This window comes from Betaproteobacteria bacterium, assembly GCA_009377585.1.
In the GTDB taxonomy this organism is placed as follows: Bacteria; Pseudomonadota; Gammaproteobacteria; order Burkholderiales; family WYBJ01; genus WYBJ01.
In genome coordinates this window covers 20,189-41,184 of the sequence record WHTS01000052.1, presented here as the reverse complement: position 1 = coordinate 41,184, position 20,996 = coordinate 20,189, and the positions used below count along the sequence as shown (strand labels likewise).

Genomic DNA, 20,996 nt, shown 5'->3' with positions numbered 1-20,996 from the left:
GGTCAGCACAATCTGCAGCGCAACTCGCATTCGCATCTCCGCTCCACACGCACTGTACATTGGAGGCGTGAGACACAAATACGTTCTATCAAGAATGCAACACTACACTAGCGCCCCGCCATTCCCACAACGCCCCGCCATTCCCACAACAACCGGGAGGCGGCTTCAGGAGGAGATGAGCCATGCTTTCCAGGCACTGGGTTGGGTTCCTCGCGTCGTTCCTGCTTTTTCCCGCCGGTCCCCTACTCGCACAGCCATTCCCGGGCAAAGCCGTTCGCATCGTCATCCCGTTCTCTCTGGGCGGGAGCAGCGATATCACCGCGCGCGTGCTGGTGCCGCATCTCGCGCAGCGCTGGAAGCAGCAGGTGATCGTCGATCCGCGACCGGGAGCGGCTTCGACGGTCGGCACCGACTACGTCGCGAAGAGCGCGGCCGACGGACACACCATACTCTTCAGCTCCACGCAGTACGCGTACGCCCCGTCCACCTTCGCGCGGCTGCCCTACGATCCGCTGAGCGATCTCGTGCCGGTCACGCTGGTCACGGTCTCGCCGCAGATGATCTTCGCGCACCCGTCGCTGCCGGTGAAGACGCCGAAAGAGCTCGTCGCGCTCGCCCGCGCCCGCCCCGGAGAGCTCACGCTGGGCACCCCGGGCAATACGCTGCCTTCGCATTTCTTCCTCTCGACTGCGAAAGTAAACATCACGTTGGTACCCTACAAGGGCGCGGGGCCCCTCCAAACCGACGTCATGGGCGGGCACGTACCGCTCGGCATCGCCGCGATCAGCTCGGTGATGGGGACGTTGAATTCGGGCCGCGCCAAGGCCATCGGTGTCTGCGCGCGGGAGCGCACGCCGCTCTATCCTAGCGCGCCGCCCATGGCGGAAGCTGCTCCCGGATTCGAAGCCATCGCATGGTTCGGCATGTTCGTGCCGCGTGGCACGCCGCCTGCGGTGGTCAAGCGGATCCGCGACGACATCACCGCCGTCCTGAAGATGCCGGAGGTGCACAAGCGCTTGCACGAGATCGGCGGCGACCCGAGCCCGATGTCGAGCGAGGACTTCACGCGCTGGGTGCACTCGGAAATCGGGAAGTGGAACAAGGTTGCCAAGGCCGCGGGCATCAAACCGATGTGACGCGGCGAGAAATCAAGGTCGGTTCGTCACTCAGTCAAGCCGCGTGGGAGAAAAGGGGACGCACACAATTTCCGCCCCACAGTTCCCGCCCCGGCGGCTGCACAGGAAATTGTGTGCGTCCCCTTTTCCGGCAATACGATGCGACGGTGTGTCAGTGACGGTGTAGCATTCAACCGCCGCGACCTCGAGCGCGGGCGAGTCGGTTCGAAAAACGCCAAGGAGGATGGCTATGCGTGGGTCCGCAATCGTCGCAAGTGCCGCACTGGTCTCTGGCCTGGCCGTCACGCAGCCCAACGCGCAGGCTGCTTCGGCAGCCGATGTGGAGGCCTACCCGGTTCGGCCCGTGCGCATGGTCCTGGCCAGTGGCCCCGGTTCTGCGCCGGATGTCATCGGGCGCCTGCTGGGGAACAAACTTTCGGAGATCTGGGGCCGGCCCATCGTGGTGGACAATCGTCCCGGGGCCACCGGATTGATTGCCGTGGAAACACTGGCCAAGTCTGCGCCGGATGGCTATACGATTGGCATGTTTACGATGACCAACCTGATCGCGATGCTGATGTACCAGAAATACATGCTCGCAACCGAGCTGGGTCCGGTAACGCTGGTGGGCACGACGCCGTTTGCAATCGTGGTCAACGCATCGACACCGGTCAAGAACATCGCGGAGTGGATCGCGTACGCCAAGGCGCGGCCCGGGCAGTTGCGCTATGGGTCCACCGGCATGTACGGTTCGTTGCACATGTGCATGGAGGAATTCAACGCCATCAACGGCATCAAAATGACCCACGTGCCCTACAAGAGCGCAGTTCCCGTCATGACGGATCTGATCGCCGGCGAGATTCACGTGTTCTGTCCCGCAGTGCCCATGCTGCCGCCGTATATGCAGTCGGGCAGGATTCGCGTGCTCGGCGAGACCTACAACGAGCCGACCAAGCTGATGCCGGACGTGCCGCCGGTTTCCGCTACTGTTCCCGGCTTTTCGCTCTATGGCTGGTACGGCATGCATGTGCCGCTCAATACACCGCCCGCCATCGTCCGGAAAATCAATGCCGAGCTCGTCAAGGCGCTGAAGGATCCGAAGCTCGCCAAGCTGATGCTTGTGGCCGGTGCGGAAGCGGTGGGCTCCACGCCCGAGGAGTACAAGGCATTCCTCGATAAAGATAGCAATCACTGGACCAAGATGCTCAAACAAAGTGGCGCCACGCTCGGCAAGCCCCGGCCGTAATTGCGTGGTGAGGGCAGTGACTCGCGCGATTACTGCTGATTGAAACCCGCCTCAACCGGCGCGATTTCCTTCAGCCGCGGCAGCACCTCGCGCGCGAAAAGATCGATGCTTTTCTCGGTCTCCGCATGCGTCATGAAGCCCGAGCGGCCGATCATCACCAGGTGGCCGTAACCGCCGACGAAGTCGTACAGATCCATCATCTGCCTGTAGACGGTGTCGGGCGTACCGGCGAACAGAATGCCCTGTGAGACGGCTCTTTCGGGCGTCATGGCCATCAGGGCGTCCTTGTTGCCGAGCGACGGTCTCAGGTTGCCCGCCGCCTGCGGGGCTTCGGTGCTCTTGCTCTCCTTAAGGCGGGTGCGGTAGATCATCGGCGCGGCTTCGGGCGGCGCAGCGCCCGGCAGGAATTTGCCGAACTGCGGCGCCGACTTCATGCTGGTGTTGAGAAACCACAGCAGCTTTTCGCCCAGACGCAGGCCTTCGTCTTCGGTTTCGCCTACGGCGACCAGCGCCGCGTAGGCGAAGCGCTCCGTCGTCGACGGCGGCAGCCCGGCCTCTACGCGAGCGCGGCGGTTGGCCGCAAACGCGGCGCGGGTGCCTTCGGGGCCGCGCAACACCAGCGCGTGCACCATGCCGCGACGGCCCACATCCGCGGACGTCGATGCGTCGCCCGTGGCCGACCACATGCGCGGCAGCGGGCGCTGAAAGGCGGGCGGCCAGATATTCACGTGCCGGTGGGTGAAGTGCTTGCCTTCCCAGCTGAACGGCCCGTCGTGCGAGGTGAGCGCTTTGGCGATGAGATCGATCGCTTCCCAGTAGCGCTCGCCGTTGTCCACCAGGCTCACATTGCTCGACGCCACTTCGCTGCCGCCGGATTTGACGAAGCCGATCTCCAGCCGGCCGCGGCTGATCACGTCCGCCGTGGCGTATTCCTCGGCGATGCGCACCGGATCCGGGCGCAGCGTGACCAGCGTGCCGAGACTGAGGATGCGCGCCTTCCTCGTCTGGCGCGCGAGTATCCCCACCAGCATCGGATTCGCCGCGAGCAGCGAGTTGATTCCGGCGTGATGCTCGATGGCGACGACGTTGAGACCGCGCTCATCGGCGAGCAGGAATTCGTCGATACACTCCTCGAACAGATCGGCAGCCACCCCGGGATCGCAGTAGCGGTTGGGCAGGCTCGCGCGCACCGAGGCCGCGCGATCGAGCACATCCCGCGACACGTGGGGATACGGTATTTCGCACTGGTACCAGACGTCCATGGTGTTCGCCTGCCTTCTCGTTACGGCCCTTCCCCGCCTCTCACGAGGCGGGGTGGCGCGCAGCGCCGGGGTGGTGTGGTTTCAGGAAAGCTCGCACACGCTCGGCAAGCGCTTCGGGTTGCTCGATCTCGGGATGATGCCCGGCGCGGTCGATGCTTTCGAAGCGCGCGCCGGGAATCAGCCGGGCGTAGGCCTCGCCATAGGCAGGCTCGACCACGCCGTCGGAGGCGCCCCACAGCACCAGCGTGCGCGCCTGGATATTGGCAAGCCAGCGCTTCAGCTGCGGGTTGTGCATGTAAGGATGAAAGCCGTAGCGGGCCAGCGCCTCCCAGTTGCGGGCGCGGGTGACGAGCTCCTCGTCCTCCATGTCGTCGTAGTTCGGCGCGAAGCTGCTCGGATCGTGCCAGCTCCTGGCGACGACATCCTGCGGATGCGTGTTGAACACGTCGAGGATGTCGGGCGTCTCGCGGTCGCTCACCTTGATGCCGAGCGCGTCGACGAGAATCAGAGCGTCGATGCGCCGACCGGCCTTGACCGCGACTTCGGCGGCGAGCCAGCCGCCGAACGAGAGCCCCATCAGGGTCAGCGGCCCGCGCGGCAGGGTGTCGAGAAGACCGAGATAGAGATGAACGAGGTCGTAGACCGTGCCGAAATCCGCCGGCCGCGACGAGCGGCCGAAGCCGGGGTGCGACGGTGCGATGAGCTCTGCGTCACGCGCAAGCAGGTCGACGATCGGCAGGCGTGGATCGATGTGTTGAAATCCGTGCAGCAGCAGCAGCGGATTGCCCGCACCTGCGCGCAGGACTTCGAGCTCGACACCGGCGACAGATATGATCTCCGCGGCCGGCCGGGCGGTGACAGGGGACATTCGGAGTTCCTTGCGGTCGCACCGGCGTTGCGAACTGCAGAACCGGGACGTGACGGTTGAAGCCGCAATCGTATAATTTTTACGCAACCGTTGGTAGCGGAGAAACCGATGCTCGCTCCACACCTTCCCGGTTGCTTTACGCCTGCCCGGAGCGGTCTTCGCCGAAGCGCGCTGCCGTACCGGCCGCCGGGCGATCGTCGCGCACTTCGTGCGCGTCGCCGCTCGCCTTCGGTTTCAACTCGAAGCCGAGCGGCCGGCCGTGCAACGCCGCCTGCTCCTCGGCCGGGCGGTCGGGGTCCCAGGCCACCGCGTCGTAGCGCATTGCGTTGATCCCGTCCGTTGCGTGGGAGACGAGCCACACGATCGGGGCCCGCATCCGGTCGGGATGCATCATGTGCAGCCGCCCCGACGCGGTCGCCACCCGCTTCTCCTCCGGCGTGGCAAAGCCCGGCGTGTCGACCGCCGCGCCCGGGTTGAGGATGTTGACCGTCACACCCGTGCCCGCGAGATCCTTCACCCAGATCTCGGACGCCATCTCGAGCGCCGCCTTGGAGGCGCCGTAGGGCGATCCGCCGCTGCGGTTCATCGTGGTGAGCCGCGTCGTCACGTTGACGACCCGCCCCCAGCCCTTCGCGATCATGTGGGGCACTGCGTAGCGCGTCATGCGGTCGTGCGCGACGTAGTTCGTGTCGATCACGTTCTGTACCACGTCGTCGCCGAGATTCCAGAACTTCGCCTGCGGAGCGCCGACGAGGAAACGTCCGGGCCAGGCGTAGGAGGGAAGGAGCCCCGCATTGTTGACCAGAATGTCGAGCCCGCCGAAGCGCTCGTGCGCAGCCGCGATCGCGTGCTGGCAGTCCCGCGCATTGCGGATATCTGCGGCAACGCAGGCGAGTGCGCCGGAGACGGAGTCCGCCGCGCGCTCGACACGCGCAAGGTTCTCCGCGACGAGATCCACGGCGACGACGCGGGCGCCCGCTTCAGCCAGTGCCAGCGCCATCGCGCGACCCAGCCCGCGCCCGCCGCCGGTGACGATCGCGACTTTGCCGTCGAGACGAATGTTCTCTGCCATTGCTTTCTCCCCGTCGTCCCGTTCCATCGCATCAGGCGCAATGGGTGAACACTACCTGGTCGTCCTCTACGGAGAACTTCGTCTTGAAGCGCGCCGACATGTGCATGAGCTCGTCGAGCGTATCGGGCTCCTGCTCGGGGGTACGAATGATCACCTCGCTGTTGTCGTTCTGACGGACGAACGAGATCCCATGCGCTGTACCTGGCTGCCCTCGAAAGTCACGCGCGCGAGTAATCCGACCCAACCGCGTAAATAGCGCTTGTTGCTCATGGTAAAGCAATTGCTCGCATGATCGCGTGTTCACGTATCGAAACGTGACGGCGCTCGACGTGTCATTCTCGATTCCGATTTTCGATGCATCCGCCATTCCCATTTGCCACGAGGCAGCTCCGTTGCCCTATCATTCTGCTGGCCATGAGCCTCCGAAACAGCCGCGGCGTGGCGCAACGGATGGGCGTGGCTTGCAGGGATACCAATACCAACCACCAGCCTCACCGGAGGACTCGCATGAGAATCGCCTGTGCAGCAATCGCCCTTTCGCTCGCCGCGTTGCCGGCGCTCTCCCAGAACGTGAAGATCACCCCGGTCGGCTCGCACCCCGGGGAGCTGTGCGCAAACGATCGCGCGATCATTTTCGAGGATCCGAGCGGCGTGCGTTTCCTCTACGACGCAGGACCCACCGTGACCGGCGGCAACGATCCGCGGCTGGGCGAGATCCACCTCGTGCTGCTGACCCACATGCACGGCGACCACGTCGGCAACTTGAAGCTCAAGGCGCCGGGCGCCGGGACCTGCGCGAGCTCGGGCCGGGTGCCCGCGCCGAACTCCACCACCGCCGAAGTCGTCACGGAGCACAACGCGGTGCTGGTGACGACCCGCGCCATGGCCGGCTTCGTGAGCGGGAAGGTTCAGGCCATTAGCGGCAAACCGTTGCCCTTCTGCCCGCAGCCCGGCGGGACCACCACCGTTCCGGTCAAGAGCGCGTGCAGCTCGCGCATCGACATGGGCGGCGTTTTCTTCGCGCAAGCGCAAGGCGCGTCGAAGGCGGTGGAGATTACGATCGTGTACGCCTCGCACGTGAACGACGCCCCGCCCGCGCTGCTCTCGAAGGAGGAGCAACAGCGCCTCAAAGCGGACGGCGCCATACACGAATACGGCCCCGCCACGGGCTTCGTCGTCAAGTTCACCAACGGGCTCGTCGCCTACCTCTCGGGCGACACCGGCATTCATTCGGAAATGAAGACCGTCATTCACGACTATCACAAGGCCAATCTCGCGGTGCTCAATCTGGGCGTGAACCCGGGCATCTTCATTTCCGGCGCGCATGTCGTCAACGAGCTCGTTCGCCCCGAGTCGGTGATCCTCACGCACGTGAACGAGCCCGCCACCGAGGGCGGCAAGCTCCTGCCGAAATCGAAAACGGCGGCGGTCATCAAGGACCTGAAGCACCCTGCTCACCTCGCCATCAGCGGGCGCACGATGGAGTTCGACGGCCAGGGCAAGTGCGTCGCTGGCTGCTAGGTGCCCTGAGTCAGAAGTTCGTCACCCCCGCGAACGCGGGGGTCCAGGCGGAGTCTCGTTCTGGATTCCCGCGTGCGCGGGAATGACGAATTACAACGAATTTACGATTCACCACACTAGTATTGCGACACGTTAGTCGTGCAACATCACCACAGATGCGAACAATGTTTCGCAATTAGAAATTCGTCGTACTAGGTGCCCGTCGCGTGGCGGATCCTCCAGCCACTGACACATCCGTCCGACCTGGGGTCGTGCCCAGAGCGCTTGCGGAGGCGGCCTTGGAGATCCTATCGTTCGATGATCGCGATCGCTAACCGAAGAGGCCATCATGCCGACATGTTTCCGTTTCTGCGCCCTGTGCCTTGCCGCACCGGGGATCGTCGTCGCGATTGCTCCGGCGGCAGCGCAGAGCGGGAATTCCGCCGCCGACTATCCCAGGCGCCCGATCCGGGTCATCGTCCCGTTCACCCCGGGCGGGCAGCCGGACATCTACATCCGGCTCATCCTGCCGCTGCTCGCCGACTCGTTCGGTCAGCCGATCGTCGTGGACAACCGCCCCGGCGCCGGCGGGACGATCGGCGCGCGCATCGTCGCCGAAGCCGCACCCGACGGCTACACGCTGCTCTCGAGTTCCACTGCGCATCCCATCGCGCCGTTCGTGCGCAAGCTGCCCTACGACCCCATCAAATCTTTCGCGGGCATTACGCGCACCTACAGTGCGCCCTACTTGCTGGTGGTGCCCATGTCTCTCAGTGCGCACTCGGTCAAGGATCTCATCGCGCTGGCGAAGGCGAAGCCGGGTACGCTGAACTTCGCCTCCGCCGGCAGCGGCAGCGGCAGCGGAACGCACTTCGCGGGCGAGATGCTGAAGTACAGCGCGAAGATGGACGTCGTGCATGTGGGCTTCCGCGGCATACCCGAGGCGCTTACGGACATCGCCGCGGGACGCGTCCAATTCTTCATGGCGCCGGTCGGCAGCGCCGCGCAACTCGTGCGCGACGGTCGCATACGCGCCCTCGGCGTTTCGTCGCTGAAGCGTTCGGCCAGTCTGCTGGAAGTGCCGACGATCGCGGAGTCGGGACTGCCAGGCTTCGACTGGACCTCCTGGGGCTCGCTGCTCGCCCCGGCCCGTACGCCACGGATACTGATCGATCGCTGGAACGAGGCAGTCCGCCGTGCGGTCACGAGACCCGAGATCGTCAAGCACCTGGCGGCCATCGGTATGGATGCCGAGCCGTGCGCGCCGCACGAGCTCATGAAACTCCTCCAGGAGCAGATGGATGTCGTCGGGAAGCTTGCGAAAGCGGCCGGTATAGAACCTCGGTAACTGCTGCCACGTGGGTAGGCATTGCATGACATCACATGATCGCATCTGGAGGCGGTTGCACATTCGAGCCGCACACGTCGCCAGCAGGAATCCGCGGTGGGCTGTTCTCCGTGATGCGTAGAGTTTCTTTCTGAAACCTTCAGTTTGGAGAAACCCGATGCTCGCAGATCGATACGACCTTCCCGTGTCCACCACCTCCGCCGCTGCACGCGACGCCTATGTCGAGGGCTGCGAGCTCGCCCTCACCATGTATCCCGGCGCGGTCGAGTGCTTCGACCGGGCTCTCGCCAGCGACCCTGGACTGGCTCTTTCACATGCGGGCAAGGCGCAGATCTTCATGCGCGAGGGCAAAGCCGCGGCGGCGAGAGAGGCTCTGGCGGCGGCGAAGGATGTGTCCGCCGGCGTGTCCGCACGGGAGACAGGGCATATCCGGTTCTTCGACCTCGCCTTCTCGGAGGAAACCGACGCGGCCATCGGAGCGCTGTATGACCATCTCGCACAGTGGCCGCGCGATGCCCTGATGGTTGCCATTGCCACGAATCCCAACGGGCTTATCGGCAGTTCGGGCCGCATCGGACAGAAGCGCGAGATCGCGACGCTGCTGGACCGCCTCGCCCCGCATTACGGCGACGATTACTGGTTCCTCTCCTATCACGCAATTGCGCTGGGCGAGGACGGCCGGGTTGCGGAAGCACGCCCGAAGATCGAACGATCCGTGATGCTCAATCCCAGGAACGCACACTGCGCGCACGGAGTCGCGCATGTCAGCTACGAAAGCGGCGATGCGAACTGGGGTCGCGACTTTCTGGCTTCCTGGCTCGCCACGTATCCGCGTGAGGGCGCGTTCAATGGGCACTTGAGCTGGCATCTCGCGCTGATCGAGCTTGCCGCGGGCAACTGGGCGGCGGCGCAGCAGCGCTACCGCGACGCCATCGCGCCCGACCGGCACCCGGGCGGACCGCAGCAGAAGGTGTGGGACGGCGTAGCGTTTCTGTGGCGCTCGGAGCTCGCCGGCCATCCGCGCAACGAGCCCGCATGGCGCGCACTGTGCGACTATGCCACCGGCGCACTGCCGCGGCCTGGCGCCGGGCTCGCCGATCTGCATGTCATGCTCGCCCATGCGGTGATATGCGATGACGTCGCGCTCGATGCACGCGCCCGGCAGATCGCCGAAGCGACGCGTGAAGGGCGCTACGCGTCCGAGTCCTACGTGCCGAAGCTCGCGCGTGGCTTCTTGGCGTTCGAGCACGGGGACTATGACGCGGCGATCGATGCACTGGCCCCGTTGGCGAAGCAGAGCGAGCGCATCGGCGGCAGCCGCGCGCAGCACGACCTGATCGACTTCACCCTGCTCAAGGCCTATCTCAACGCCGACCGGCTCGAAGAGGCTCGGCAAATGCTCAGGGCGCGGAGGTCTGGAGCGTCGGTGGTTTCGGTCGCGAGGGTTGCTGGGCTGGATTGAACGACCGCGCGCGTATCACCTTGCCGTAGCGCTCGTATTCGTCCCGGACGAATTTCGGGAATTCCGCCGGTGAGATGGGCGAGGGCTCAGCGCCCGTGCGGATAAGCTGCTGGCGGGTTTCGGGGCTATTCACTACCTTTACCGTCGCCGCCTGCAGGCGCTCCACGATTGCCTTGGGCGTGCCGGCCGGGGCCATCAGCCCGAACCAGCCGATCACCACGTATCCCGGAACCCCGGATTCCACCACCGTCGGCACGTTGGGAAGTGCGACCGCGCGCTTGTTGCCGCTGACGGCAATAGCCTTCAAACGGCCAGCGTTCACCAGCGCCGTGGTCGCAGGCATGGGTCCGAAGTTGAAGTCGGACTCGCCGGAGATGACTGCCGTGATCGCTGCCGCGCCCCCCTTGTAAGGTACGTGGAGGAATTCTATGCCGGCCGCTCTTGCGAACAGTATGCCGCCGAAATGGCTCGCCGAGCCGTTGCCCGCGCTCGCGTAGCGGATGGCTCCCGGCCGGCTCCTGGCGAGAGCAATGAGATCCTTGACCGTGGCGGGCGCGAACGTGGTCGTGCTGTTCAGCAGGTTCTGCACCTCCGCGAAGGTTGCAATAGGGATGAGATCGCGCCGCACGTCGTAGCTGAGTTTCCGGTAGATGTGGGGCGCGACCGTGACGCTGGACTGGGAGCCCGCGAACAGCGTATAGCCGTCCGGAGTGGACCTAACTGCGAGCTCCGTGCCTATCGTGCCACCCGCGCCGCCGCGGTTGTCCACGACGACCTGCTGGCCCAGCACCTCGCTCAGCTTCTGCGCGACGATGCGCCCGATCACGTCGTTCGCGCCGCCCGCGGGGTTGGGCGAGATCAGCCGAATCGGACGGTTGGGATAGCCCTGGCCCGCGGCCTCAGCCGCAGAAAGCCCCGCCAGCGCCATTGCGATCCATGCGGATTTCATCTGATTGCCCCTCCGTTGCTCGGGTCGCCAAGAGGATTGTCGCTCAGATTCGATCCGCTCGCAGGTCAACGCGCCACTGTGCACGGCCGCGAGTTGTTCGGCCGCGGCAGGATCAGCCTCGCTATCGGCCGGGTCTTCCTCGGATTGTCACTTGCGACCAGCAGGCTGATCGAGGCCTGGCCCGAGGCCGGTGGAGCGACCGGATTGGTCGTGTCGGCATAGTAGGTCCCGAGTTCTTTCAGATAGCTTTGAACGGCGTCCCCGAGTTGTCGCCTATTTGGCGCGTGGATGACTGGGGCGAGGGCGCGACGGGGAGATGCGGTAGCGGGCCGGCGCTTGTTCGGCGCGGCCCGGCGGAGGCTTCCGCACCGTTCGCGAAGCCCCTGCCGGAGCATCGCGCACCGCGTCGCCCGACCATTGGACAACGTTCAGACCCGGCACTTGCGTAAAGGTCACATCCCTGCTGACCAGGGGGCAATGGATCGCCAGCGCGTGCGATGCGATCAGCATGTCCAGAGGGGCCAACGGTTTGCCGTGCTCTTCGAGCTGTGCCCGCAGGGGCACCATAGGTCGCGGCACATGCAGAATTCCAGGGCAGGATCTCGACCGCTGCCAAAAACGCTTCGGCCACACGCCGCAATGCCGAGGCCGCCGGCCGTCGAGCGAGGCCATAGAGCACTTCCGCCTCGGTGACCACCGAGACGCAAATCGGCCGGTTGCGCGCATAGTCTTCGAGCGCGGGCGAGCGCGCTTTCAGCAGCGCAGCCACAGCGTTGGTGTCGAGCATCACCCGCACGGTCATGGCCAGTCGCGCACGACGTGGCGGCCCTGATCGCGCTCGTCGAGGAAATCGGCGAATTCCTCCGGCGCTTGTTGCAGCAGCCGATCGCGCAGGCGAAAGAACGCGTCCAGCGATGCCGGCTTGGCGCTCAGCACCACGTCACCGCTTAGCGGGTCGCGGCGAATCAGTACTTCGTCGCCCTCGAACCGGAACTCGGCGGGCAGACGCACGGCTTGGCTTCGGCCATTCTTGAAAATCTTCGCGGTTTGCATCGGGACACTCCTGTGGGCAAATGGTGCGCCGACTCGCCAGACTTTGGTATATACCAAAGTGTATATCACGGGCGTAGGACCGGCTCAAGCACCACCCGGCCCCTCCACTCATATCCCCAAGTAACGCGACTTCACCTCGGTGTCAGCCTGCAGGGTGCGCGCGTCGCAGGAGTGCACCACGCGGCCCTTGCTGATCACGTGCACGTAGTCGACGAGCTGCAGGGCGAGGGACGCGTTCTGCTCGACCAGCAGGATCGACAGGCCCTCGGTCTTGAGCCGGGCCACCGCCTGCCACAGGCCCTGGATGATGATCGGCGCCAGCCCCTCCGAGGGCTCGTCCATGATCAGACAGTCGGGGTTGGTCATCAAACCGCGGCCGATGGCGAGCATCTGCTGCTCACCGCCGGAGAGCGTGCGCGCGCGCTGGCGGCGGCGCTCCGCGAGGCGCGGGAAGAGCGCGTAAACCCGCTCGAGGGTCCAGCCGCGCCGGCGATTGCCGCCCTCGGCCACGCGCAGGTTCTCCTCGACGCTCAGGGTGGGAAACACGCGCCGCCCCTGCGGCACCAGGCCCATGCCGGCGCGCACCGTCTCGAACGAGGACATCTGCGTGATATCGGTGCCCTTGAACACGATGCGGCCGCGCCGCGGCGGGTTGAAGCCGACGATGGAGTTGACCAGCGTGGTCTTGCCCACGCCGTTCCGGCCGAGCAAGCCGAGGATCTGCCCCTCCTCCAGGGCGAGCGACAGCCCCTGCAGCACGTAGGCGTCGCCATAGTAGGTGTGGATATCCTCGACTTGCAGAATCGCGCTCATGCGGTGCCGAGGTAGATTTCCTGCACCTTGTCGCTGCGGCGGATCGCAGCGGTGCTGCCCTCCTCCACCACTTCGCCGAAGTGCAGTACCGAGATGTGCGAGACGACGTCGAACACCACGTCCATGTCGTGCTCGATGAGCAGGATTGCGAGGCCCGGATCGAGGCGCTTGAGGAATTCGGCCATCTCGCGCGACTCGCCCGAGGCGAGTCCCGCGGCGGGCTCGTCGAGCAGCAGCAGCTGCGGATCGCTCGCCAGGGCGAGCAGGATCTCGATCTGGCGCTGCTCGCCGTGCGAGAGGTTGCGCACCTCGGCATCGCGCCGCTCCCAGAAGCCCGCCTCCTCCAGCAGGCGGCGCGCCTTGTCGTGCGATTCCCGGTCGCCGGCAGCCGAGCGCCACATCACGAACTTGGTGCGCCGCACGCCACCGATGCCGAGCAGCACGTTGTCGAGCACCGACAGCCGGGGAAAGAGGCTGGTGATCTGGAAGGTACGCGCCATGCCCAGCGCGGTGCGCCGATGGCTCGGCCAGCCGGTGACGTTGCGGCCGAAGAGCAGGATGCGCCCGCTGCTCGAGGGCAGCACCCCGGTGATCAGGTTGAACAGCGTCGTCTTGCCGGCGCCGTTCGGGCCGATGATCGCCTTGCGCTCGCCGCGCTCCACGCGCAGCGTCACCCCGCGCACCGCGGTGAGGCCGCCGAAGCTCTTCGACAGCGCGCTCAGCTCAAGCGCAGCCGCGCTCATTCACAATGCTTGCAGGGCGGGTAGTCGCGGCTGTACAGGGGCGTCTTGAGGTATTCCTTCTTGTCGTACTTCCAGAACTGGCTGACATCCGGGTAGGTCTTGATGACCGTGTTCCACAGCTCCTGGTTCGGGTAGCCGAACATCGCCTTCTTCTCCACTTTCTTGATGTAGATGTTCTGCACCGGGTTGCGCATGTCGTCGAAGTGCACCGGGCCGCGCGGCACCTCGATCTTGAGGGCGGACATCTGCTTGATGAACTGCTGCGGCCCCGGCCACTTGCCCTTGTCGAGCTTCATCACTGCGTCGATCATCTGCGCGGTGGCGTAGTTGCTCTCCGAGTAGTAGGAGGGCACCTTGCCGTACTTCTCGCGGTACTTCTTGACGAAGGCCTGGTTCTTCGGCGTATCGATCGCCGCGCTGTATTGCAGCGCGGAGACGTGGCCGAGCACCTCGTCGCCCATGGCGGGCAGGACGAACTCGTCGTAGCTGGTGCCCCCGCCGATCAGCGGCTTCTTGATGCCGTTGGCCTGCAGCTGCTTGGGGAACTGCAGCGCCATCGGGCCGACCATCAGCGAGAAGATCGCGTCGACGTCTCGCTTGATGGTCGGGATGTAGGGCCCGAAATCCTTGGTGCCCAGCGGCGGCCAGATCTTCTGCACCACCTTGCCGCCGCATTCCTCGAACACGCGCTGAAATCCGCCCACCACCTCGTGGCCGAAGGCGTAGTCGGCGCCGACCGTGGCGATGCGCTTGTAGCCCTGGTCGCAGGCCCACTGGCCGAGCGGATGGTGCGGCTGCGAGCTGGTCCAGCCCGTGCGGAAGATGTAGGGGTACTTGGGGAGGTCGCGCTGCGTGAGGTCATCGGCCGCCGGGATCGACAGCAGGTACAAGGTCTTCAGGCGGGTGCTGACCGGCGCGAGCGCGTAGCCGGTCGAGGCGAGCAGCCCGCCGATCAGCAGGTGCACCTTATCCTGGCGCGCGAGCTTCTCGGCTTTGCGCACCGCCACCGGCGGCTTGCCCTCCGTGTCCTCGACGATCAACTGCACCTTGGCCCCGCCGAGCTGGCCGTTGTGCTCCTCGAGGTACAGCTCGAAGCCGTTGGCCATGTCCTTGCCGATCTGGGCGAAGATGCCGGTCATCGGCGCGAGAAACCCGATACGCAGCTCCTCCGCAGTGGCCGGCGCGCTCGCGGCGAGCGCCAGGCCGAAACCGATTGCTCCAACCATCCGCGTGTAACTCATGATCCGCCCCTCCTCGACGAGTTTCCGATGTGCGCCGGGATACCCATCAGGCCGCCCGGCAGATAGAGAATCGTCAGCACGTAGACCGCGCCGAGCACGTACTGCCACCAGGGCACGATGGTGGCGAGATACTCGCGCAGGAACACCACCACCGCGGCGCCGATCGCCCCTCCGACCAGCGTGCCGGACCCGCCGAGCACCACCATCAACAGCACGTCTACCGAGGTGGTGAGGATCACGTCGCCGGGACTGACGATACCGGTGAGGTGGGCCCACAGCACCCCGGCGAGGCCGCCGAAGGCGCCGGCGATGATGAAGGCGATGTACTTGTGCAGCCAGGTGTTGTAACCGAGGACGCGCATGCGCAGCTCGCGCTCGCGGATTCCCACCAGGCTGCGGCCGAAGGGCGAGCGCACCAGCACGTACAGCGCGGCGAGCGAGGCGGTAAAGAACCCCAGCACCAGATAGAAGTAATTCAGGTCGTCGGCAAGGTCGATGCCGAACGACGGCCGCCCCGGCATGTTCATGCCGTTGTCGCCGCCGGTGAGCGAATTCCAGCGGTAGGCGAGGCCCCACATGCACATGCCCAGCGCCAGCGTGATCATCAGGAAGTACACCCCGCTCGCGCGGATGGCGAACAGGCCGAACAGCGCCGCAAGGGCGGCGCCGGCGAGCACGCCGAGCACCGCCACCACCCAGAAGCCCCACTCCAGGCCGAAGCCGTGCTTGCTGGCGAGGATCGCGGTGAGGTAGGCGCCGACGCCGAGGTAGGCCGCTTGGCCGAGCGAGGGCAGCCCGGTATAGCCGAGCAGCAGGTCGACACTCATGGCGATGATGCCCAGCACCAGCGCCTGGGTGAGCAGGATCAGGATGTAGGAGTTGACGAAGGGCGCGAGCGCCCCCAGCGCGACGATGCCTAGAATCACCAGAAGGATCTTGTAGGCCGAACTCATGTCATTCCCTGCCCAGCAGGCCGGTGGGCTTGATGGCGAGGATCAACACCATCGGCGCGTACAGGCTGAAGTAGGCGAGCTCGGGAAGCAGCGCTTTGCCGAAGTTGTCGGCGAGGCCGACCAGCAGGCTGCCCACTGCGGCGCCGGCGAGGCTGCCCATGCCGCCGATGATCACCACCGCAAAGGCGATCGGCAGCACCTCGAAGTCGAGCCCCGGGTAGACGCCGAGGAAGGCGCCGCCGACCACTCCGCCGAGCGCGGCGAGAAACGCGCCGAGGGCGAATATGAACATCGACACCTTGGAAGTATCGATGCCCACGCCGCGCGCCATCTGGGCGTCGTCCACCGCAGCGCGCACCATCGCGCCGATGCGCGTGCGCTCCAGGGCGAGCCACAGCGCGAGGCCGATGGCCACCGCTAAGGCGATCATGAACACGCGATACACCGGCAGGTACAGGCCGCCCACCACCCAGCTGCCGTTGAGCACCTCGGGCGGATCGATGATGAGGTTGTCGCCACCCCAGATGTCGAGCGCAGCCTGCTGGAAAAGGAAAGCGAAGCCGACCGTGAGCAGCACCTGGCGCAGCGGATCGAAGCCGAGCGGGCGCAGGAACACACGCTCCATGACGAGCCCGAGCAAAGCGATGGCGAGTGCGGCCACCGGCAGCGCGAGCAGCCACGAGCCCGTGCTCGAGATCACCGACAGCGCCACGTAGCCGCCGAGCAGGAAGTACGCGCCGTGCGCCAGGTTCACGATGCGCATCACGCCGAAGATCAGCGTGAGACCGCTCGCGAGCAGGAACAGCAGCGCGCCGTAGGAAACGCCGTTGAATATCTGGATCAACCAGAAATGCGTATCCAATCGCCCTCCTCCTGCAACGATTCTACACGGCGATGGTCGTCGATTCGTCGCTGCGGCCGAGTGAGGGGGTCGGTCCGCCCCCTATCACTATGCCGATTTGCTGATCGGTTCGGGAATGGCGTGAGGACGCGTCGTTGCCTGGGCGGAGCTTCCCACCCCGAGATCGCGATGCGCGAAGATGTGCGGACCGATCTCGGAAATCCGCCGCACACCCACGTAGCCGAAGGCCCGCTCCATTTCGTCCGAAAGGATCTTGATCGCCCGCGCGGCGCCTGCCTGCCCGCCGCAAGCCGTGCCGTACAGCGTTGCCCTGCCGACCAGAACCATCTTGGCGCCGAGGGCCAACGCCTTGAGGATGTCGCTGCCGCGGCGGATGCCGCTGTCGAGTATGACGGTGCAGCGATCCCCGACCGCCTCCACGACCTCCGGCAGGATGTCGATGGTCGCTATGGCGCTGTCGAAGGCGCGTCCGCCGTGATTCGACACCACGACAGCATCCGCGCCCGCATCGACCGCTGCCCTCGCCTGATCACCACACAAGATGCTCTTGACGATGAGCTTGCGCGGCCAGAAGTCGCTGAATTTCCGGATGTGTTCCCAGGTCATCGCCTCGAATCGCTGCGGGCGCACGCGCGTCTTACCGTCGATCACCGAGAAGCGGTAGCGCTCGGGATAGTTGGCGTTCGTGGGCATGCCTTCATGGGTGAGGTACTTGCGCATCACGCGCCACATCCAGCCCGGATGCATCGCCATGTCCACCGCCGCCGTCATGTTGGGTGTGAACGGGAAGGAGAAGCCGTTGCGCTCGTTGTGCTCGCGCCCGCGGCCCGGCGCGTGGTCGATCGTTACCACCAGAGCTTCCCAGCCCAGGTCGCGCTTCGACCAATCGTTGAGAAAGCACGTGCGCAGTTTGATGCGCTGAAGCGCCGCCCGGTTTTCCTCGAGCGAGATCCCGTCCTCGGTGCCCTTGTCGACGTATTCGAAGATCCCTCTGGGCAGGCGGCGCATCGCCGCCTCGCGCAGATCGAAGATGTTGTAGCAGCGATCTAGGTTTGTCATCGGGTCGTTCCCTCCCTTTGGTCTGGCCGCCGCTATCCTTGCTATGGCGGGCACTGCGGACCGCACGACAAGATCTTCGGAGCAAAGGAATTCTGAGTTGCGGCCCCTTCGGTTTCAACTCTAGCGTCGGTCTGGCACGCGGTCAACCATAGTTACCAGGGTAGTGAGAGGCCGGCTGCGCGCGCAGGGCTGATATAGTTCAACACCTTCGCTGGGAACTCACCGATGCAAGAACATCCTGCCTATCCCCACCTGCTTGCTCCCATGACGATGGCCGGCAAGCGGCTGCGCAACCGCGTCGTGCATGCGTCGATGACCACGCGGCTGGGCATCGATACGCGCGTCACGGACCGGCTGATCCAGTATTACGCCAATCGAGCGGCGGGCGGGGCGGCCCTGATGGTCACGGAGCCGCTCAGCATGGCGAGGCACCAGGATGTGAACTACAAGATCCGTGCGTACGACGATGCGAACGTCGAGGGGCTCGAGCGCATGGCCGACGCGGCGGAGTCACGCGACTGCCGCCTGCTCGCACAGTTGCAGGACCCCGGCCGGGGACGCCACACGCCCGGACGGGTTTCCGATCCGATCTCGCCCACGACGCAGCCGGACGACCTGAGCTGGGGCGTGCCGAGGGTCCTGGCGGCAGACGAGATTCGCAATATGGTGGAGGAGTTTGCGGAATCGTCGGCGCGCGTGCAGCGCTGCGGGTTCAGCGGCGTCGAGATCTCATGCGGTCACGGTCACTTGTTTCATCAGTTCCTCTCGCCGTGGTCCAACCTGCGCGACGACGAATACGGGGGTGACCGCGCGGGCCGCACGCGCTTCGTGGCGCAGATCGTCGATGCCATTCGCTCGGCATGCGGCTCCGATTTCATCATCGGCCTGAAGCTGCCGGGCGACGATGGTGTGCCCGGCAGCATCGGCCCCACCGAGGCAGCGGCGATCGGCTGCGAGCTCGCGCGCGGACGCACGCTGGAGTATCTGTGCTTCGCCCAGGGCAGCCATGCCCGCTCGCTCGAAATGCACGTGCCCGACGGGCACAGCCCGCGCGCGCCTTACATGCCGCTTCTTAAGCAGTTGCGACCGACGCTCCCGCCGATTCCCGTCGTCGCCCTTGGGCGGATCACCGATCCGGCCGAAGCCGAGGGCATCCTGGCACGGGGCGAAGCCGAGCTGATCGGCCTGGGCCGTCCGCTGGTGACGGATGCGGCCTGGGTCAACAAGGCGGCTGCAGACCGCGCGCACGACATCCGGTATTGCGTCTCCTGCAATTCGTGCTGGGGGCTCAACGTGTCGGGGGCGCCGATCGCATGCGACAACAATCCGCGCGTCGCGCTCCCCGACGAAGTCGACTACCGGCCGGCCAAAGCATCGAAGCGCCGGCGCGTCGTCGTGGTGGGGACAGGTGTGGCCGGTCTCGAAGCGGCGTGGGTCGCTGCCGAGCGCGGGCATCAGGTGACGGTCTTCGGACGTTCGGGTGATGTCGGGGGGAAGGTGCGGCTGCGCTCGCTCCTGCCTGGCGGCGAAGCGCTAAGCAGCGTCTTCGATTATCAATACGCAGCGGCCCAGCGCTCGGGCGCGAAGTTCGAGCTCGGCATCGAAGCGGACATCGAGGCCATCCTTCGCGCGGGCGCCGAGAGCGTGATCCTTGCAGCCGGATCGACCATGATCGCACCGCGCTGGCTGCCCGACGAGGTGCGCGCCGAAGGCTGGGTGCTCGACCTGCGCTCGGCCATGGCCGGACTCGTCAGGGCGCGCGCTCGTCAGCCCGGCGTGGCGGTGATCTTCGACATGGACCACACCGAGGGGACCTATGCCTCGGCGCAGCGGCTGCGCGAAATCTTCGACGAGACCTGGATCGTGACGCCGCGTCACTCGATCGCGGACGAGACGTCGCTGGTCACGCGCCAGGGCATCTTGCGCCGGCTCAGCCGTGAAGGCATCCGGATCGCCCATCTGTCCGAACCGCGCTGGACGCAACGGATGGAAAGCGGCGCGCTGGAGATCGAGCAGGTTTACACGGCAGAGCGGATCGTTCTCGAACCGCTCGCCTTTCTCGCCTATTCGACGCCTCGGCTTCCCGATCAGCGCTTGCTGCCGGCGCTGCGTGCGGCGGGCATCGAGACACGCCTGATCGGCGATTGTGTCATGGCGCGCAACGTCATGGCCGCCACCGCCGAAGGACATGCGGCAGGCCATGCCGTGTAAGGAAGATCTGATCGACTCCACCTCGTCGCTCCCGCGCAGGCGGGGGCCCAGGAAACTCAATACGCTCCTGGGTTCCCGTTTCCGCGGGAACGACGTGTTCAAAAAGTCCTTAAGAGAAAACGACGGTGGCATTCCGCTGGGGCCGTACATTAGGAACGTTTCGAACCCGATCACACAGAGAAGGCTGAACATGAACGAGATCAAGACTAGGTGTACGCAGCCGCGCGCGTCGCGGCGTCCGGCATTGCGGTCCGCCGCCGCAGCACTGTTCGCCGCGTGTGCGGCGGCCGCCAGTGTCATCGCCCACGCGCAACCGTATCCGCGCAGCCCGATCCATCTGATCGTGCCGTATACGCCCGGCGGGGCGACCGACCTCATCGGGCGCCAGCTCGGTTCGGAGATGTCCAAGCGCCTCGGGCAACCGGTCGTGATCGACAACCGGCCGGGTGCAGCCGGAACCATCGGGATGAAGACGTTGATCGCAGCGCGCCCGGATGGCTATACGCTGGGGCTCGGAACATCGGGCACGGTTTCAGTCGATCCGGTGCAAGAGAAGCTTCCGTACAACCCGGCGACCGACATGATCGCCGTGGCGCCCGTGGTCGCGATCTACTTCGTCGTCTTCGCCAATCCCAGTTTCCCACCGAACAATATCCGTGAGCTGATCGCTCTGGCCAAGCGCGCGCCGGGCAAGATCAATTTTGCGTCCTCCGGCACGGGCGGGGCGCCGCATCTGACAAGCGAACTGCTGATGGCGCGCGCGAACATCAAGCTGCAGCATGTTCCCTACAAGGGCGCCGCGCCGGCGATCACCGACGTCGTCAGCGGTCAGATAGAAATGATGACCGGCGACGCCAACACTGCGCTGCCTTTCGTGAAGGCCGGCCGGCTGAAGGCGCTCGCCGTCACCGGCCCCGATCGCATGGAGCTGCTTCCTGAAGTGCCGACGGTAGCGGAAAGCGGCATTCCCGGCTTCGCAGCCGGAAACTGGTTCGGCGTGTTCGCGCCGGCCGGCACACCGGACGAGATCGTCGATACTTTGTTCAAGGCCGTTCAGGCATCGGTTCAGACGCCCGAATTCAAGCAGCGGATCGCTCCGCTCGGCGGACGGACGCTGCACCTGAGCCGTGCAGAGTTCGGGCGCTTCATCAACGCCGAAACGAAGAAGCGATCGGATCTGATCAGAGAGAACAAGCTCGATCTGGGCAAGTAGGCGGCAGGCCTGGTGCCTCCTGACGT

The 20,996-nt window shown here is 65.5% G+C and carries 18 protein-coding genes and 1 pseudogene; 7 read left to right on the top strand and 12 right to left on the bottom strand.

Features of this window, described 5'->3' with window-relative positions:
* Positions 1-182 precede the first annotated feature (182 nt).
* A complete protein-coding gene (locus GEV05_16895) occupies positions 183-1,136 on the top strand; it encodes a tripartite tricarboxylate transporter substrate binding protein (GenBank protein ID MPZ45037.1) in 954 nt (317 codons plus the stop codon).
* 223 nt (positions 1,137-1,359) lie between these two features.
* Positions 1,360-2,361 (top strand): tripartite tricarboxylate transporter substrate binding protein, encoded by a 1,002-nt coding sequence (locus GEV05_16890; GenBank protein ID MPZ45036.1) that lies wholly within the window; start codon positions 1,360-1,362, stop codon positions 2,359-2,361.
* Between the two features lie 29 nt (positions 2,362-2,390).
* Here the strand turns inward: GEV05_16890 and GEV05_16885 are convergent, their stop codons facing one another.
* From GEV05_16885 to GEV05_16875, 3 genes are all read right to left on the bottom strand, one after another.
* On the bottom strand, positions 2,391-3,623 hold the full coding sequence (locus GEV05_16885) for an LLM class flavin-dependent oxidoreductase (protein MPZ45035.1): 1,233 nt from the start codon (positions 3,621-3,623) through the stop codon (positions 2,391-2,393).
* Positions 3,624-3,663: 40 nt separating this feature from the next.
* Complete coding sequence (locus tag GEV05_16880; protein ID MPZ45034.1) at positions 3,664-4,491, bottom strand: alpha/beta fold hydrolase; 828 nt, start codon at positions 4,489-4,491, stop codon at positions 3,664-3,666.
* Between the two features lie 136 nt (positions 4,492-4,627).
* Positions 4,628-5,590, bottom strand: coding sequence for an SDR family NAD(P)-dependent oxidoreductase (locus GEV05_16875; GenBank protein ID MPZ45033.1), 963 nt, complete (start codon positions 5,588-5,590; stop codon positions 4,628-4,630).
* 327 nt (positions 5,591-5,917) lie between these two features.
* Here GEV05_16875 and GEV05_16870 point away from each other — a divergent pair, with 327 nt between their 5' ends.
* The 3 genes from GEV05_16870 to GEV05_16860 all read left to right on the top strand — a co-directional run bounded on the left by GEV05_16870 (position 5,918) and on the right by GEV05_16860 (position 9,873).
* Positions 5,918-7,084 carry an MBL fold metallo-hydrolase gene (locus GEV05_16870; GenBank protein ID MPZ45032.1) on the top strand — a complete coding sequence of 389 codons (1,167 nt, stop codon included), beginning with the start codon at positions 5,918-5,920 and terminating at the stop codon, positions 7,082-7,084.
* 328 nt (positions 7,085-7,412) lie between these two features.
* A complete protein-coding gene (locus GEV05_16865; protein ID MPZ45031.1) occupies positions 7,413-8,411 on the top strand; it encodes a tripartite tricarboxylate transporter substrate binding protein in 999 nt (332 codons plus the stop codon).
* A 157-nt stretch (positions 8,412-8,568) separates the two neighbouring features.
* Positions 8,569-9,873, top strand: coding sequence for a hypothetical protein (locus GEV05_16860; GenBank protein ID MPZ45030.1), 1,305 nt, complete (start codon positions 8,569-8,571; stop codon positions 9,871-9,873).
* Here GEV05_16860 and GEV05_16855 read toward each other — a convergent pair.
* The 9 genes and pseudogenes from GEV05_16855 to GEV05_16815 all read right to left on the bottom strand — a co-directional run bounded on the left by GEV05_16855 (position 9,812) and on the right by GEV05_16815 (position 17,546).
* Positions 9,812-10,822 (bottom strand): tripartite tricarboxylate transporter substrate binding protein, encoded by a 1,011-nt coding sequence (locus tag GEV05_16855; protein ID MPZ45029.1) that lies wholly within the window; start codon positions 10,820-10,822, stop codon positions 9,812-9,814. The two genes, GEV05_16860 and GEV05_16855, sit on opposite strands and share 62 nt — an antisense overlap.
* Positions 10,823-11,095: 273 nt before the next feature.
* Positions 11,096-11,609 (bottom strand): annotated as a pseudogene (locus tag GEV05_16850) (PIN domain-containing protein).
* A gap of 11 nt (positions 11,610-11,620) precedes the next feature.
* The gene (locus GEV05_16845) at positions 11,621-11,875 is read right to left on the bottom strand and encodes an AbrB/MazE/SpoVT family DNA-binding domain-containing protein (protein MPZ45028.1); all 255 of its coding nucleotides are present in this window, start codon (positions 11,873-11,875) and stop codon (positions 11,621-11,623) included.
* Positions 11,876-11,983: 108 nt separating this feature from the next.
* The gene (locus GEV05_16840) at positions 11,984-12,688 is read right to left on the bottom strand and encodes an ATP-binding cassette domain-containing protein (protein MPZ45027.1); all 705 of its coding nucleotides are present in this window, start codon (positions 12,686-12,688) and stop codon (positions 11,984-11,986) included.
* A complete protein-coding gene (locus tag GEV05_16835) occupies positions 12,685-13,431 on the bottom strand; it encodes an ATP-binding cassette domain-containing protein (protein MPZ45026.1) in 747 nt (248 codons plus the stop codon). Before GEV05_16835 ends, GEV05_16840 begins: the two co-directional genes overlap by 4 nt.
* Entirely contained in the window at positions 13,428-14,672 is a 1,245-nt protein-coding gene (locus GEV05_16830) for an ABC transporter substrate-binding protein (protein ID MPZ45025.1), read from the bottom strand. Before GEV05_16830 ends, GEV05_16835 begins: the two co-directional genes overlap by 4 nt.
* Complete coding sequence (locus GEV05_16825; GenBank protein MPZ45024.1) at positions 14,669-15,625, bottom strand: branched-chain amino acid ABC transporter permease; 957 nt, start codon at positions 15,623-15,625, stop codon at positions 14,669-14,671. The genes GEV05_16830 and GEV05_16825 overlap by 4 nt, the downstream gene beginning before the upstream one ends.
* Position 15,626: 1 nt before the next feature.
* Positions 15,627-16,487: a branched-chain amino acid ABC transporter permease gene (locus tag GEV05_16820; GenBank protein ID MPZ45023.1), complete on the bottom strand. Its 861-nt coding sequence runs from the start codon at positions 16,485-16,487 to the stop codon at positions 15,627-15,629.
* A gap of 87 nt (positions 16,488-16,574) precedes the next feature.
* Positions 16,575-17,546 carry a hypothetical protein gene (locus tag GEV05_16815; GenBank protein ID MPZ45022.1) on the bottom strand — a complete coding sequence of 324 codons (972 nt, stop codon included), beginning with the start codon at positions 17,544-17,546 and terminating at the stop codon, positions 16,575-16,577.
* A gap of 225 nt (positions 17,547-17,771) precedes the next feature.
* Here GEV05_16815 and GEV05_16810 point away from each other — a divergent pair, with 225 nt between their 5' ends.
* Positions 17,772-19,757 (top strand): NAD(P)-binding protein, encoded by a 1,986-nt coding sequence (locus GEV05_16810; GenBank protein MPZ45021.1) that lies wholly within the window; start codon positions 17,772-17,774, stop codon positions 19,755-19,757.
* The gene (locus GEV05_16805) at positions 19,735-20,970 is read left to right on the top strand and encodes a tripartite tricarboxylate transporter substrate binding protein (GenBank protein ID MPZ45020.1); all 1,236 of its coding nucleotides are present in this window, start codon (positions 19,735-19,737) and stop codon (positions 20,968-20,970) included. Before GEV05_16810 ends, GEV05_16805 begins: the two co-directional genes overlap by 23 nt.
* The last annotated feature ends 26 nt before the right edge of the window (positions 20,971-20,996 follow it).